The organism is Xylanimonas oleitrophica, assembly GCF_003244315.1.
Classification (GTDB): domain Bacteria; phylum Actinomycetota; class Actinomycetes; order Actinomycetales; family Cellulomonadaceae; genus Xylanimonas_A; species Xylanimonas_A oleitrophica.
Genome location: NZ_QKWH01000001.1, coordinates 596,461 through 611,779, shown reverse-complemented (window position 1 = coordinate 611,779; position 15,319 = coordinate 596,461). Strand labels below are relative to the sequence as shown.

The window sequence follows — 15,319 nt, the reverse complement described above, 5'->3', positions numbered from 1 at the left end:
TCCTGGCGTCACCAGTGCAGCGCCACCGTTCGCACCGGGGCGTCCCACAGCCCCTCGAGCTCCTCGTCCAGCCGCAGCACCGTGACCGACGCGCCCTGCATGTCGAGCGAGGTCACGTAGCTGCCGACCAACGAGCGGGCCACGGTGACGCCGCGCTCCTCCAGGAGCCTGCGCGCCCGACCATAGACCACGTACAGCTCGCTCGACGGCGTGCCGCCCATCCCGTTGACGAACAGCAGCACGCGCTCGCCCGCCGCGAGGCCAAGGTCGTCGGCCACCGGGTCGACCAGCAGCCGCGTGATCTCGCTCGCCGGCGCCATCGGGACCCGGCGGCGGCCCGGCTCGCCGTGGATGCCGATGCCGATCTCGACCTCGTCGTCGCCGAGGTCGAAGCCGGGCCTGCCGACGGCGGGCACCGTGCAGGCGGTCAGGGCGACGCCCATCGAGCGCACGTTCGCCACCACGCGCCCGGCCACGGCCGCCACCTGGTCGAGGCTGTCGCCGCGCACGGCCGCCGCCCCGGCGATCTTCTCGACGGCGAGGGTGCCGGCCACCCCGCGGCGGCCGGCCGTGTAGAGCGAGTCCTCGACCGCGACGTCGTCGTCGACGACGACGGTGGCGACCTCGGCGCCCTCGGCCTGGGCGAGCTCGACCGCCGTCTCGAAGTTCAGCACGTCGCCCGTGTAGTTCTTGACCACGGCGAGCACGCCGGCGCCCGTGTCGGCCGCCCGCAGCGCTGCCGCGACGCGATCGGGTGTCGGAGAGGTGAAGACGGCGCCGGGCACCGCGGCGTCCAGCATGCCGTCCCCGACGAACCCGGCGTGCAGGGGCTCGTGCCCAGACCCTCCGCCGGAGACGACACCGACCTTGCCCGCCACGGCACCGTCGGCCCGGCCCACGAACAGCGGGCCGGACGGCTCGTCCAGGCCGTGCACGCGCACGAGGCCGGCGTGCGCGGCGGCGAAGCCGGCGAGCGAGTCCTCGACCGCGCGCGCCGGGTCGTCGAGCAGCTTCTTCATCTCTCCGTGCCTCCCCGGCCCTCGGCGTCGAGTGCCCTCGCCGTCATGCCACACCCGCAGGGGCGTGGTGTGCAAGCCGCTGCCGCAGCGGCCGCAGGTCACGAAGCGGTCACGATGCCAATTACGTGACATGACTCTTGCGAAAAAACCACCTAGTCTGCAGCGGCAAGGTCAGCCTTACCTAAGGAGAGAGCGTGCAGACGACGCACCCCGCACGAACCCGGACCGGCCGCGCCGCAGCGACCGGCCTCGCCCTGGCCCTGGCCCTCGCCGGCTGCAGCAGCACCGGCGAGGCCGCAGAGGTCACCGAACCCGGGACCGGCGGGCAGGAGTCACGCACCGTCACCGTCGAGGACAACCACGGCACCGTCGAGGTGCCCGTCGACCCGGAGCGCGTCGTGGCGCTCGACAACCGCGTCTTCTCCACGCTCGCGGCCTGGGACGTCGACCTCGTCGCCGCCCCCAAGGACGTCATGGGTGACGGCCTGTGGCCCGAGTACACCGAGAACGACGACGTCGCGAACGTGGGCAACCACCGCGAGCCCAACCTCGAGGCCATCGTGGCCGCCGAGCCCGACCTCATCATCGGCGGCATGCGGTTCGGCAGCTTCTACGACGACATCGTGGCGCAGAACCCCGGCGCCGTCGTCATCGAGACCTCGCCGCGCGACGGCGAGGACCTGGCGGACGAGATCAAGCGCCAGATCGAGATCCTCGGCCAGATCTTCGACCGCGAGGAGGAGGCCGCCGCCCTCGTCGAGGCCCACGACGCGGCCGTGGCCGAGGCCGCCGCGGCCTACGACGGCACCTCCACCGTGGCCGGCCTGATCACCTCCGGCGGCTCCATCCAGTACTCGGCCCCCGTCACGGGCCGCAGCATCGGCATGCTCTACCCCACGCTCGGCCTCCAGCCCGCGATCGCCCAGCAGGCCGAGGACACCTCGCACGGCGACGAGATCTCCGTCGAGGCCATCGCCGCCGCCGACCCGGACTGGATCGTCGTGCTCGACCGCGACGGCGCCACCTCGGCCGGCACCGACGGGTACACGCCCGCCGCCGAGCTCGTCTCGGGCTCCGAGGCCCTCGCCCAGGTGACCGCCGTCACCGAGGACCAGGTCGTCTACCTGGACCCGACCTTCTACCTGACCGAGGACATCCAGGCCTACACCAACCTGTACCGGCAGGTCGCCGCCGCCTTCTCCGCCGCCGCGTGACGTCCTCCACCACGGCACCGGTCGCTGCCCCGCCCCGCCAGGGGTGGTGGCAGCGACCGGCCGCCCTCGCCGTCTTCTCGCTCGTCACCGCCGGCCTCGTGGTGACCTCCCTGCTCGTGGGCGTCTACGACCTGCGCGCCGAGCGGGGCGCCGAGATGTTCCAGATCACGCGGCTGCCACGGACCCTCGCCCTGGTCCTGGCCGGCAGCGCCATGGCCGTCAGCGGCGTCGTGCTCCAGCAGCTCACGCAGAACCGGTTCGTCTCCCCCACCACCAGCGGCACCAGCGAGTGGGCCGCCCTCGGGCTGCTCGCCTCCGTGCTGCTGCTGCCCACGGCCGGGCTGACCACACGCATGGTGCTCGCGTCGGTGTCCTCGTTCGTCGGGACGATGGTCTTCATGGCCATCCTCCAGCGGGTTCGCCTGCGCACCACCCTGATCGTGCCCGTCGTCGGCATCATGCTCGGCGCCGTCGTCTCCGCCCTGACCACCGTCATCGCGATCTCGACCGACCGGCTCCAGCTCCTCGGCACCTGGTTCATGGGGTCCTTCACGCCCGTGGTCCGCGGCCGGTACGAGGTGCTGTGGGTCGTGGCCCTGGTGTGCCTGGCCGTCTTCGTGCTCGCCGACCGCCTGACGGTCGCCGGCCTCGGCAAGGACGTCGCCACCAGCGTCGGCGTGCGCTACGAGCACGTCATGCTGCTCGGCACCGCGATGGTCGCCGTGGCCACCGGCGTGACCACGGTGGTGGTCGGCTTCCTGCCGTTCCTGGGGCTCGTCGTGCCCAACGTGGTCTCCCTGCTGCGAGGCGACGACCTGCGCTCCAACCTGCCGTGGGTGTGCCTGGGCGGCATCGCCCTGGTCACCGCGTGCGACATCGTCGGACGGATCATCCGCATGCCCTTCGAGATCCCCGTCTCCATGATCCTCGGCGTCGTCGGCGCCGTGGCCTTCATCGCCCTCGTCCTGCGGCTGCGGCGTCATGGCTGAGGCCCTGCGCACCGCCCCCTCGGCGCCCCGCACCGCCGTCGCGCCTCCCGCCGGCGCGGGCCAGGAGCCCGCCGTCGTGCCGCTGCGCGAGCGCTACGGCGTGCGCCTGGCCGCCGTGCTGCTCGTCGCCCTCGCCGCCGCCGTCGGCATCCTCACCTACGGCAACCCCGCCACCCCCGGCAGCCGGGGGTACTGGATCATCGTCGAGTCCCGCCTCGTCTCGGTGGGCACGATCGTCGTGGTCGCCGTCTGCCAGGGCCTGGCCACCGTCGTGTTCCACACCGTGACCAACAACCGGATCCTCACGCCGTCGATCCTCGGCTACGACGCCCTGTACCGCGTCGTGCAGACCGGCCTCGTCTTCTTCCTCGGGGCGGGTGCCGCCACGGCCACCGACGGCGTCGGCAAGATGATCCTCCAGAGCCTGGTGATGGTCGCGTTCGCCACCCTGCTCTACGGGTGGCTGTTCACCGGCACGCGCGCCAGCCTCCACGTGCTGCTGCTCGTGGGCGTGGTGCTCGGCATGGCGTTCGGCTCGATGGCCACCTTCATGCAGCGCATGCTCACCCCCAGCGAGTTCGACGTCCTCACCGCCCGCCTGTTCGGCACGATCTCCTCCGCCAGCGCCTCCTACCTGCCCCTGGGCGCCGGGGTGTGCCTCGTGGCCGGCACGGTGCTGTGGCGGCGCCGGCACGTGCTCGACGTCGTCTCCCTCGGCCGGGAGACCGCCACCAGCCTGGGTGTCCCCTATCGCCGCGAGGTGCTGGTGACCCTGACCGTGGTGTCCGTGCTCGTCTCGGTCTCGACCTCGCTCATCGGCCCGATGACGTTCTTCGGGTTCCTGGTGGCCATGCTCACCTATCAGATCGTGGGCTCCAGCCGGCACTCGCTGACGCTGCCCATGGTCTGCGCCGTCGGCACGGCCACGCTGCTGGGCGCCTACTTCGTGCTGCGGCACGTCTTCTACGCCTCGGGGCTCGTCACCGTGATCATCGAGCTCGGTGGCGGCCTCGTGTTCCTCGTCTACCTGCTGCGGAAGGGACTGCGGTGATCTCGCTCGCCGACGTCGTCAAGACCTACGGCGACGTCCACGCCCTCGGACCCGTCGACCTGGAGCTGCCCCGCGGGGGCGTCACCGCTCTCGTGGGCCCCAACGGCGCCGGGAAGTCGACCATGCTCACGATCGTCGGGCGGCTGCTCGGCGCCGACGCCGGCACCGTCCACGTGGGCGGCATGGACGTCACCCGGGCCAAGCCCCGCGACCTCGCCCGCTCGCTGGCGATCCTGCGGCAGGAGAACCACTTCGTCGCCCGCCTCACCGTGCGCCAGCTCGTCTCCCTCGGCCGGTTCCCGCACTCGCAGGGGCGCCTGACCCCGCAGTGCGTCGAGGCCGTGGACCGAGCCCTGGAGTTCCTCGACCTGACGGCCCTGCAGGACCGCTACCTCGACGAGCTCTCCGGCGGGCAGCGCCAGCGCGCCTACGTCGCCATGGTGCTGGCCCAGGACACCGAGTACGTGCTGCTGGACGAACCGCTCAACAACCTCGACATGCGGCACGCCGTGGCCATGATGACCCAGCTGCGACGCGCGGCCGACGAGCTGGGCAAGACGGTGGTGGTCGTGGTGCACGACGTCAACTTCGCCGCCGCGTACGCCGACCGGATCGTCGCCATGACCGAGGGGCGGATCCGGTACGTGGGCACGCCGGCCGAGATCATGACGCCGGAGGTGCTCACCGACGTCTTCGACACCCCGGTCGAGGTCATCGACCACCCCGACCACCCGGTGGCCGTCTACTACCGCGCCTCCTGACCCGCCCGGCCGGTCCGGCCATGAGCACGGCAGGGACGAGCAGGGCGGGCGCGGCCGGTGATCGGCCGCGCCCGCCCTGGCCCCGCCCCGCCGCGCGGGCCAGGCTGCTCAGCGGCGGCCGAGCAGCACCCGCGCGTCGGCCACGGTGACGACCGAGCCGGTCACCAGCACGCCGGTGCCCACGCCCACGCCGACCGGGTCGTCGCGCTCGGCGAGGTCGGCGGCGAGCTGGATCGCCTCGTCCAGGCGCTCCGCCACGTGCACCCGGTCCTCGCCGTAGATCTCCTGGGCGATGCGGGCCAGGTCCAGGGGGTCGGCCGAGCGGTCCGAGCTGTTGCGCGTGAGCACCACCTCGGCCAGCACGGGCTCGAGGGTGGCGAGCAGCGCCTCGGCGTCCTTGTCCGCCATGATCCCCACCACGCCCACCAGGCGCGTGAAGTCGAACGCCTCGTCGAGGGTGGCCACCAGCGCCTCCGCGCCGTGGGGGTTGTGCGCGGAGTCCACCAGCACGGTCGGCGAGGAGCGCACCGTCTCGAGGCGGCCCGGTGAGGTGACGCTGCCGAACCCGGCCTCGACCACTCCGGCGTCGAGCGCCCCGCCGCCGCTCATCAGCGCCTCGACCGCCGCGAGCGCGAGCAGCGCGTTGTGCGCCTGGTGCTCCCCGTGCAGCGGCAGGAAGATGCCCGAGTACAGGCCCGCCGGGGTCTGCAGGTCCAGGACCTGCCCGCCGACGGCGACCTGCCTCCCTGCCACCTCGAGCTCGTAGCCCTCGCGCACCAGCCGGGCACCGACCCGGGCGGCGCGTGCCCGCAGCACGTCCGCGACGACGTCCTCCTGCGCGGCGACGACCGCCGTCGCGCCCTCCTTGACGATGCCCGACTTGTTGCCGGCGATCTCTTCCAGGGTGGAGCCGAGCCACCGCTGGTGGTCCATCGCGACGGGCGTCACCACGGCCACCTCGCCGTCGACCACGTTGGTGGAGTCCCAGGTCCCCCCGAGGCCGACCTCGACGACCGCGACGTCGACCGGGGCGTCGGCGAACGCCGCCAGCGCCATGACCGTGAGCACCTCGAAGAAGCTCAGGCGAGGACCGCCGGCCTCCTGGGACTCGCGGTCGGCGACGCCCACGTACGGGGCGACGTCCTCCCACACCTCGACGAAACGGGCCGCGCTGAGCGGCTCGCCGTCGACCTGGATGCGCTCGGTCACGCTGGTCAGGTGCGGGGAGGTGAACAGGCCGGTGCGCAGCCCGTGCTCGCGCACGAGCGACTCGACCATGCGGGCCGTGGACGTCTTGCCGTTGGTCCCGGTCAGGTGGACCACCCGGTAGGCCTTCTGGGGGTCGCCCAGCAGCTCGAGCACCCGGGCGACCCGGGCGAGCGTCGGGTCGATGTCGTGCTCCGGCGCCCGCGACATGATCTCGCGGTACACCTCTCGCAGGGACTCCTGGGCGGCAGCCTCCTCGGCCGCCTGCTGCGCCGCCTTGCGGTCGGCACCCTTCTTCGCGCTCACGCCTCGGCCCCCGTGTCGATCGTCGTTGCCCTGGTGACGCGCACCGCGCGGACGTCCGCGTGCGTCACCGACAGGGTCTGCGCGAGCGTCTCGCGCATGACCAGCTCGCGGTGCGCCTCGACGTCGGCGATGCGCTCGGTGGGCACGTCGAGCGCCAGGTCGATCCGGTCGCTCACCTCCAGGCCGGCGGCCTTGCGGGCGTCCTGCACGTCACGGATGACGTCGCGGGCGTAGCCCTCGGCCTCGAGCTCGGGCGTCAGGGCGAGGTCGAGGACGGCGAACCCGCCGCCGGGCAGCACGCTGGCCGCGAGCCGGGCCTCGCCGTCGGCGACCCCCTCCCCGACGACCGTCGTGAGCTCGTACTCGCTCTCCAGGAGCGGCACCGGGCCGTCGTCGGTGGTGACGACGACGACGCCGTCGGTGTCGCGACCCCAGGCGCCGGCCTTGGCGGCCTTGATGACCGCCTGCACGCCGCGACCCAGGCGCGGGCCCGCCGCGCGGGCGTTGACCGCCAGGCGCTCGGTGATGCCGAACCGCTCGGCCGTGCCGGCGTCGAGCTGCAGCAGGTCGACCTCCTTGACGTTGAGCTCGCTCGCCAGGAGCGGCACGTAGTCCGCGAGCGCCGCCGGGTCTTCGACGGCCACGGTGAGGCGAGCCAGCGGCTGGCGCACGCGCAGCTTGTTGGCCTTGCGCAGGCCCAGCGCGGTGGAGACGACGGCGCGGACCTCGTCCATCGCGGCGACGAGGTCGTCGTCGGGCACCAGGGCCGCGTCGGCCGTCGGGGAGGGGAAGTCCTCCAGGTGCACCGAGCGGCCGCCGGTCAGACCGCGCCACACCTCCTCGGTGAGCAGCGGGGCGAGCGGCGCCATGACGCGGCACAGCACCTCGAGGGCGGTGTACAGGGTGTCGAACGCGTCGACGTCCTCCTGCCAGAACCGGTCGCGCTGGGTCCGCACGTACCAGTTGGTCAGCACGTCCAGGTGCTCGCGCACCGACTCGCAGGCGCCCGCGATGTCGTAGGCGTCGAGCTGCCCGGTGACCTGGGCGACGAGGTCGTGGGTGCGGGCCAGCAGGTAGCGGTCCAGCGCGGCCAGGCCGGGCACGCGCTCGGCCGTGACCGTCTGCGCCTGGTAGCCGGCACCGCCCTTCGCCGAGTTCGCGTACAGGGTGAAGAAGTAGTACGTGCTCCACAGCGGCAGGAGCACCTGGCGCACGCTGTCGCGGATGCCCTCCTCGGTGACCACGAGGTTCCCGCCGCGCAGGATGGGCGAGGACATGAGGAACCAGCGCATGGCGTCCGAGCCGTCGCGGTCGAACACCTCGTTGACGTCCGGGTAGTTGCGCAGCGACTTGGACATCTTGCGCCCGTCGGAGCCGAGCACGATGCCGTGGGACACCGCCGTGCGGAACGCGGGGCGGTCGAACAGCGCGGTGGCCAGCACGTGCAGCGTGTAGAACCAGCCGCGGGTCTGGCCGATGTACTCGACGATGAAGTCACCCGGGTAGTGGTTCTCGAACCACTCCGCGTTCTCGAAGGGGTAGTGCACCTGGGCGTACGGCATGGAGCCGGAGTCGACCCACACGTCCATGACGTCCTCGACGCGGCGCATGGTGGACTTACCGGTCGGGTCGTCCGGGTTCGGGCGGGTGAGGCGGTCGATGTACGGGCGGTGCAGGTCCGTCACCTCCACGCCGAAGTCGCGCTGCAGCTCCTCCAGGGAGCCGTACACGTCGACGCGGGGGTACTGGGGGTCGTCCGACTTCCACACCGGCACGGGCGAGCCCCAGAACCGGTTGCGGGTGATGGACCAGTCGCGGGCGTTCTCCAGCCACTTGCCGAACTGGCCGTGCTGGATGTGCTCGGGCGTCCACGAGATCTGCTCGTTGAGCTCGAGCATGCGCTCCTTGATCTTGGTGACCTCGACGAACCAGGAGCTGACGCCCATGTAGATCAACGGCTGCCGGCAGCGCCAGCAGTGCGGGTAGGAGTGCGCGTAGGACTCGCGGCGCAGCAGCACCGTGCCCTCGGTGGTGGCACCCAGGGCGCCGGTCTCGGCCGGGTCGGCTCCGCCGCCCACCCGGGTGCGCGCCTTGAGGTGGTCGATGATGACGGCGTTGGCGTCGAAGACCTGCATGCCCTCGTAGTCCACGACCGGGAACGTGAACTTCCCGTCGGGGCCCACCGGGAGCACGGGGGCCACGCCCTCGCGGTCGGTGACGACCTTGTCCTCCTCGCCGAAGGCGGCCGCGTTGTGCACGACGCCGGTGCCGTCGGTGGTGGTGACGTAGTCCGCCTCGACGACGCGGTGCGCGCGGTCGTGGCCCGCGTAGTACCCGAAGGGCGGCTGGTAGCCCAGCCCGACCAGGTCGCTGCCGCGCAGGCGTGCCACCACCTGCTCCTCGATGCTCTCGACGCCCTCGTCCTTCAGCTCGCGCTCGTAGGCGGCGAGACGGTCGGTGGCGAGCAGGTAGCGCTCGGGCCGGCCCGTGAAGGAGGAGCGCACGACGACGTACTCGATGTCCGCGCCCACCGTGACCAGCAGGTTGGAGGGCAGGGTCCACGGCGTGGTGGTCCAGATCAGCACCAGGTCGCCTGCCTGGACGGCGCCGTCCGCCGTGCCCGAGGTGAGGCGGAAGCCCACGGTCACGGCCGGGTCCTGGCGCTGCTGGTAGACGTCGTCGTCCATGCGCAGCTCGTGGTTGGACAGCGGCGTCTGGTCGTTCCAGCAGTAGGGCAGCACACGGAAGCCCTCGTAGACCAGGCCCTTGTCGTACAGCTGCTTGAAGCCCCACATGACCGACTCCATGTAGGAGAGGTTGAGGGTCTTGTAGTCGTGGTCGAAGTCCACCCAGCGGGCCTGCCGGGTGACGTAGTCGCGCCACTCGTCGGTGTACCGCAGCACCGAGGCGCGGCACGCCTCGTTGAACTTCTCGATGCCGAGCTCGAGGATCTCGTCCTTGGTCTTGATCCCGAGCTGGCTCATCGCCTCGAGCTCGGCCGGCAGGCCGTGGGTGTCCCACCCGAAGCGGCGCTCGACCCGCTTGCCGCGCATGGTCTGGTAGCGCGGGACGACGTCCTTGGCGTACCCGGTGAGCAGGTGGCCGTAGTGCGGCAGGCCGTTGGCGAACGGGGGGCCGTCGTAGAAGACGAACTCGTTGCTGCCGTCCGGTCCCGCCGGGTTCTTCTCGACCGAGGCGCGGAACGTGTCGTCCTGCTCCCAGAAGCCGAGGATCTCGCGCTCGATCGCGGGCAGGTCCGGGGAGGCCGGGATGCCGAACGCGGCGCCGGGGTGGTCGGGGGTCGACGACGGGGCGTCGGCAGAGCGGTGCAGCGGGTAGACCATGGGACGAGGCTCCTCGAGCGGTGGCCGGCAGGACTCCTGCGGGGACGACCACCTGCCGTCTCCGGCAGGGTGCCGCGGTACCACCCCGCTTGCCCGCCCGCTCTCGCCGCTAGTGCGGCGGGCCCGGGCAGACCGCTCGTTCACGGCTGTGACGGGCCTACCCGTCCGGGTCTAGTCAGGACGCTCGCACGTCCCTTTCTTCCGGAGGCTCGCCGGTGATGGCCGGGTCGACGCCTGTGCGGTGCAGTCTATCGCCGCGCGCAAGCGTGCCGCGCGAGGTGGTGGACCATCTCGCGCGGCACGCTCGGTGCGCGCCGGGACCGGGGCTACCGCAGCCCGCGGGAGAGCGCGCCGATCAGCTCGCCGTCGGCGGTGTCACCGGACAGCTCCCAGAAGAACGCGCCACCGAGGCCCTTGTCCTTGGCCCACGCCATCTTCCCCTCGATGGTCTGGGGGGTGTCGTAGCTCCACCACTGGTCGCCGCAGTGGGCGTAGGCCGTGCCGCCGACGGTGCCGGTGGCCGGGCAGCGCGTCTTGAGGATCTTGTAGTCCTCGATGCCCGGCTCGTAGGTGCCCGGGGCGGCGCCCGTGGCAGAGCCGCCGGGTGCCCCCTGGGAGACGCCGGTCCAGCCACGGCCGTAGAACCCGACGCCCAGCAGGATCTTGTCGGCCGGGATGCCCGAGGCGAGCAGCTTGTTCACGGCTGCCTCCGAGTTGAACCCGTCCTGCGGGATGCCCGGGTAGGCGGTGAGCGGCGAGTGCGGGGCCGTCGGGCCCTGCGGGTTGAACGCGCCGAAGTAGTCGTACGTCATCGGCATGAGGAAGTCGAGCTTGCGCGTCGCCGTCGCGTAGTCGGTGGCGTCGATCTTGCCGCCGTCGCTGCCGTCGGCCGTGATGGCCGCGGTGATCAGGAAGTCGCTGCCGAACCGGTCGCGCAGGGCGCTGACGACGCGGTCGAAGGCCTGCGGACCCGACGAGTCGCAGGTGAGGCCGCACGCGTTGGGGTACTCCCAGTCGACGTCGATGCCGTCGAACACCCCGGCCCAGCGCGGGTCGTTGATCAGCTGGTAGCAGGAGTCCGCGAAGGCCTGCGGGTTCGCCGCCGCCTGCGTGAAGCCGCCCGACCAGCTCCAGCCGCCGAACGACCACAGCACCTTGAGGTCGGGGTTGGCGGCCTTGAGCTTGCGCAGCTGGTTGAAGTTGCCGCGCAGCGGCTGGTCCCAGGAGTCGGCGACGCCGTCGACGCTCTGGTCGGCCGTGTAGGCCTTCTCGTACGCCGCGTAGGCGTCGCCGATGGTGCAGCGCCCGCCGGTCGTGTTGCCGAAGGAGTACAGCACGTGGGTCAGCTGCGAGGCGGAGCCTGAGGTCTTGATGTTGTTGACGTGGTAGTTGCGGTCGTAGACGCCCCACTCGGCGAAGTAGCCGACGAGCTTGCGGTCCCCGGGCGCCGGGACCGGGGCCGTGGGCTCCGGGGTGGGCTGCGGGGTCGTCGGCTGCGGTGCCGGCGTGGTCGGGGCGGGCGTCGTGGGCTCCGGGGTGGGCGGCTGCGGTGCCGTCCCGCCGCCGCAGGGGACGCCGTTGATGGTGCAGCCGATCGGCTGGGCGGAGGGGCCCGTCCCGACCCAGCCCCAGGTCTGCGACGCGCCGGCCGCGAACGGGCCGGCCCACACCTTGGAGGTGATCGTGTACCGGTTGCCGTCGCGCGAGACGTCGGCGTCCCACGCGCTGGTGATGGCGGTGCCCTGCGGCAGCTCGAACTCGAGCCGCCAGCCCGGGGCCGTCGTGGTGGTGCCGTTGGTGACGGTGACGGACATCTGGTGCCCGGTGCCCCAGTCGCCCGACGGCGTGAACGTCGCGCCCAGGGTGCCCTGGGCCGCGGCGGTGGGGGCGACGGCCACGAGGCCGGCGACGAGCGCCACGGAGGCGGTCAGCGCCGCCCCGGCTCCGGCCCTCGGGCGCCATCGTGACCAGGACGACCTGCCGACAGCCGCGCGCGCGGCTCTTCCTGCAACTCGCATCGTGCCTCCTTGAATATGTAAGGAAAACGGACGAATCCGCCAGCCTGAACGTTACCCAAATGCAATAAGTACGGCAACGGTCACTATTCGCCTCGTCTGCCGTTTCTTCGACGATCTCCTGCCGCACGGCCGTACTACGCTCGACCCGGATCACGGGCCCGCCTCTGGCCCGTCGGCGCGGCCTGCGCATCTGGGCCGCGGTTCCGCGTGACGCGAGATGGCGCGTCGGTCTCCCAGCCGCTCCCTGCCCTCCTGGAGTCGTCCGCGTGCGCCTGCGCCCTGCCTCGCCCCCCTCGAACGCCCTCCGGTCCGCGCTCCCCACGGCGCTGTCCGTGCTCGCTCTCGCCGCCGTCGCGGCCTGCTCGGCGCCCGGTGCCGGGTCCGCCGCCCCGGGTCAGGGCGCCGACAGCACCGGCGGCACCACCCCCGCGGCGACCGGCACCGCCTACCCCCTGACGATCGACAACTGCGGGTTCGAGGTCACCTTCGACCAGGCCCCGAGCCGGGTCGTGACGATCAAGTCCACGACCGCCGAGATGCTGCTCGCCCTCGGCCTGGGCGACCGCCTGGTGGGCTCCGCGTTCCTCGACGGCCCCCTGCCCCCGGCGCTGGCCGACGCGGCGGCGGGCACGCCCGTGGCCGAGCCGTTCAGCGACGAGGTGCCCGGCACCGAGGCCACCCTCGCCCTGGAGCCCGACCTCGTCTACGCCGGCTGGGAGTCCAACGTGACGGCCCAGGGCGCCGGGGACCGCGCCACCCTCCGCCAGCTCGGCGTGAACACCTACGTCTCGCCGTCGGCGTGCAAGGACGCCGCCTACATGCCCGACCCCCTGACCTTCGACGCCGTGTTCGACGAGATCATCGAGGTGGGCGAGATCTTCGACGCCCGCGACGCCGCAGCCCGCCTCGTGGAGGAGCAGCGCGCCACCCTGGCCTCCGTCACGCCGGACGAGCGCGGCCTGACGGCGCTGTGGTACTCCTCCGGCGACACCATCCCCTACGTCGGTGCCGGCATCGGCGCCCCGCAGATGATCCTCGACGCCGTGGGGCTGGAGAACGTCGCTGCGGACGTCCACGACACCTGGACCTCGATGTCCTCCGAGCAGGTCATCGCCGCCGACCCCGACGTCATCGTCCTGGTGGACGCCACCTGGAACTCCGCGCAGCAGAAGATCGAGCGGCTCGAGGCGAACCCCGCCACCCGTGAGCTCACCGCCGTCCAGGAGCGCCGCTACCTCACCGTCCCCTTCCCGGCGAGCGAGGCGGGCGTGCGCAACGCGGACGCCGTGGCCGACCTCGCCGCGCAGCTCCAGGAGCTCGACCTGCCGTGACGCGGCCGGCACCCGTCGCAGCGCCACGCCCCGCTCCCGCTCCTCCGGGGGCCGGGGCGGGCGGGCGCGTGCGCACGCCGGCCTGGGCCGCGCTCGGCGCCGTCGTGCTGGTCGCCTCGGTGGTGCTGGCCGTGACGATCGGGCCCGCCGCGCTCGGGCCGGGAGACGTGTGGCGGTCGGTGACGACCCACCTCGGGGTCGGCGACCTGCTGGGCGTGACGCCCCCCGACCGGCTCCCCGACGCCATGGTGTGGCAGCTGCGCCTGCCGCGGGTGCTCACCGCCGCGGCGGTCGGCGCCGGGCTCGCCGTGTGCGGCGTGGTCATGCAGTCCCTGACCCGCAACCCGCTCGCCGACCCGTATCTGCTGGGGTTGTCGTCGGGCGCCTCGCTGGGCGCCGCCTGCGTGCTCGTGCTGGGCGCCACGGTGCTCCTGCCCGTGGCCGCGTTCGTGGGCGCGACGGCGGCCCTGGTGGCGACGCTCGCGCTGGCCGCGGCGTCGGGCCGCGGCGGCCTCGCCCCCGCGCGCACGGTGCTGGCCGGGCTCGCGGTGGGCCAGCTCGCGGCCGCCGCCACGTCGTTCGTCATCTTCTGGTCGGCCAAGGGCGACCAGTACCGGGAGATCCTGTCCTGGCTGATGGGGTCCGTCGCCGGGGCGACCTGGACGTCGGTGGCGATCGCCGGCGGGGCCGTGCTGGTGCTCGGCACCGCCCTGGCCTGCACCGGTTCGCTGCTCGACGCCTTCACCTTCGGCGACACCGCGGCGTCGGCCCTCGGCGTCCCCGTCCAGCGGGTGCGCTGGACGCTGCTGGTCGGCGTGGCGCTGCTCACCGGAGCGCTGGTCTCGCAGTCCGGTTCCGTGGGGTTCGTGGGCCTGATCCTGCCCCACGCCGTGCGCCTGCTCGTCGGTGCGCGCCACCGCGCCCTGCTCCCGCTCTCGGCCCTGGCCGGTGCCAGCTTCCTCGTGTGGGCGGACACCCTGGCCCGCACGGTGTTCGAGCCGCGCGAGCTCCCCGTGGGCATCGTCACGGCAGCGATCGGGGCGCCCGTGTTCGCCGCGCTCCTGTGGAAGGGCAGGGCCCGCGCATGACAGACCTCGCACCGAGCCGGCGCACCGCGGCCCGGCGAGCGTCCGACCAGGTGTCCCAGGACCCGGCCCGGTCCGGCCGGGCGAGCCTCGCGACCTCCGACAGGCTGCAGGACGAGGCGCCGCTCGGGGTCGACGCCCGGCGCGTGCGCTGGACGGTGGACGGGCGCCTGGTGCTCGACGACGTCGACGCCACCGCTCCCCCTGGCGCCGTCTCGGGCCTGCTCGGCCCGAACGGGGCCGGCAAGTCCACCCTGCTGCGCCTGGTGGCCGGGGTCCAGCGACCGGACGGCGGGCGCGTCCACCTCGTCGGCGGGCCGGTCCCGGAGCCCGGGCAGGGACTGGGACAGGAGCAGGGCGAGCCGCACGTGCGCACCGAGGACCTGCTCGCGATGCCGCGGCGCCGCCGGGCCCGGCTGCTGGCGCTCGTCGAGCAGGACGCCGCCACCGACCTGCCCCTGACGGTCCTCGACGCCGTCCTGCTGGGCCGCACCCCGCACCGGGGCCTGCTGGCGGGAGACTCCGACGACGACCGGGCCGTCGCCGCGGCCGCGCTGGAGCGTGCCGGGGCCGCCGACCTGGCCGGGCGCCTGGTGGGCACGCTCTCGGGCGGCGAGCGCCAGCGGGTGCACCTGGCTCGCGCCCTGGCGCAAGAACCTCGGGTGCTGCTCCTGGACGAGCCGACCAACCACCTCGACGTCGCCGCCCAGCTCGCCACCATGTCGCTCGTGCGCTCGCTGGCCGCGCAGGGCGTCACGGTGCTCGCGGCGCTGCACGACCTGACGCTGGCCGCACAGGCCTGCGACCACGTGGTCGTGCTGGCGCCCGGGACGGACGGCGGCCGCGTGGTCGCGGCCGGCCCGGTCGAGGAGGTGCTCGTGCCCGAGGTGCTCGACCCCGTGTACGGGGTGCGCACCACGGTGCTGCGGCACCCCTCCACCGGGCGCCCGGTGCTGACGTTCGAGCCGGCCTGAGGCCGCAGGGGCGCCGGACCC

At 73.1% G+C, this 15,319-nt stretch carries 11 protein-coding genes; 7 read left to right on the top strand and 4 right to left on the bottom strand.

Translation table 11 applies throughout. The features are described 5' to 3' along the window. Nucleotides 1-8: 8 nt before the first annotated feature. Nucleotides 9-1,019: a dihydroxyacetone kinase subunit DhaK gene (gene dhaK / locus DNL40_RS02995; protein WP_111249714.1), complete on the bottom strand. Its 1,011-nt coding sequence runs from the start codon at nucleotides 1,017-1,019 to the stop codon at nucleotides 9-11. A 194-nt stretch (nucleotides 1,020-1,213) separates the two neighbouring features. Between dhaK and DNL40_RS02990 the strand changes: the two genes are divergently transcribed. From DNL40_RS02990 to DNL40_RS02975, 4 genes are read left to right on the top strand one after another with little or no spacing between them, the layout of a single operon-like run. Next, the gene (locus DNL40_RS02990; protein ID WP_111249713.1) at nucleotides 1,214-2,233 is read left to right on the top strand and encodes a siderophore ABC transporter substrate-binding protein; all 1,020 of its coding nucleotides are present in this window, start codon (nucleotides 1,214-1,216) and stop codon (nucleotides 2,231-2,233) included. Continuing rightward, the gene (locus tag DNL40_RS02985; RefSeq protein ID WP_111249712.1) at nucleotides 2,230-3,222 is read left to right on the top strand and encodes an ABC transporter permease; all 993 of its coding nucleotides are present in this window, start codon (nucleotides 2,230-2,232) and stop codon (nucleotides 3,220-3,222) included. Before DNL40_RS02990 ends, DNL40_RS02985 begins: the two co-directional genes overlap by 4 nt. Then, a complete protein-coding gene (locus tag DNL40_RS02980; RefSeq protein ID WP_111249711.1) occupies nucleotides 3,215-4,273 on the top strand; it encodes an iron chelate uptake ABC transporter family permease subunit in 1,059 nt (352 codons plus the stop codon). The genes DNL40_RS02985 and DNL40_RS02980 overlap by 8 nt, the downstream gene beginning before the upstream one ends. Further along, entirely contained in the window at nucleotides 4,270-5,034 is a 765-nt protein-coding gene (locus tag DNL40_RS02975) for an iron ABC transporter ATP-binding protein (protein WP_111249710.1), read from the top strand. Before DNL40_RS02980 ends, DNL40_RS02975 begins: the two co-directional genes overlap by 4 nt. Nucleotides 5,035-5,142: 108 nt before the next feature. Here DNL40_RS02975 and DNL40_RS02970 read toward each other — a convergent pair whose 3' ends face one another. The 3 genes from DNL40_RS02970 to DNL40_RS02960 all read right to left on the bottom strand — a co-directional run bounded on the left by DNL40_RS02970 (nucleotide 5,143) and on the right by DNL40_RS02960 (nucleotide 11,809). Further along, on the bottom strand, nucleotides 5,143-6,546 hold the full coding sequence (locus tag DNL40_RS02970) for a bifunctional folylpolyglutamate synthase/dihydrofolate synthase (protein WP_111249709.1): 1,404 nt from the start codon (nucleotides 6,544-6,546) through the stop codon (nucleotides 5,143-5,145). Continuing rightward, on the bottom strand, nucleotides 6,543-9,890 hold the full coding sequence (gene ileS, locus DNL40_RS02965) for an isoleucine--tRNA ligase (RefSeq protein WP_111249708.1): 3,348 nt from the start codon (nucleotides 9,888-9,890) through the stop codon (nucleotides 6,543-6,545). The genes DNL40_RS02970 and ileS overlap by 4 nt, the downstream gene beginning before the upstream one ends. Before the next feature lie 326 nt (nucleotides 9,891-10,216). After that, on the bottom strand, nucleotides 10,217-11,809 hold the full coding sequence (locus DNL40_RS02960; RefSeq protein WP_245885588.1) for a glycosyl hydrolase family 18 protein: 1,593 nt from the start codon (nucleotides 11,807-11,809) through the stop codon (nucleotides 10,217-10,219). A 365-nt stretch (nucleotides 11,810-12,174) separates the two neighbouring features. On the opposite strand from DNL40_RS02960, the gene DNL40_RS02955 reads away from it, so the two are divergent. From DNL40_RS02955 to DNL40_RS02945, 3 genes are all read left to right on the top strand, one after another. Further along, entirely contained in the window at nucleotides 12,175-13,239 is a 1,065-nt protein-coding gene (locus DNL40_RS02955; RefSeq protein ID WP_245885587.1) for a putative F420-0 ABC transporter substrate-binding protein, read from the top strand. A 68-nt stretch (nucleotides 13,240-13,307) separates the two neighbouring features. After that, the gene (locus tag DNL40_RS02950) at nucleotides 13,308-14,327 is read left to right on the top strand and encodes a putative F420-0 ABC transporter permease subunit (RefSeq protein ID WP_111249905.1); all 1,020 of its coding nucleotides are present in this window, start codon (nucleotides 13,308-13,310) and stop codon (nucleotides 14,325-14,327) included. After that, nucleotides 14,324-15,298 (top strand): ATP-binding cassette domain-containing protein, encoded by a 975-nt coding sequence (locus tag DNL40_RS02945; RefSeq protein WP_111249706.1) that lies wholly within the window; start codon nucleotides 14,324-14,326, stop codon nucleotides 15,296-15,298. Before DNL40_RS02950 ends, DNL40_RS02945 begins: the two co-directional genes overlap by 4 nt. Nucleotides 15,299-15,319 lie beyond the last annotated feature (21 nt).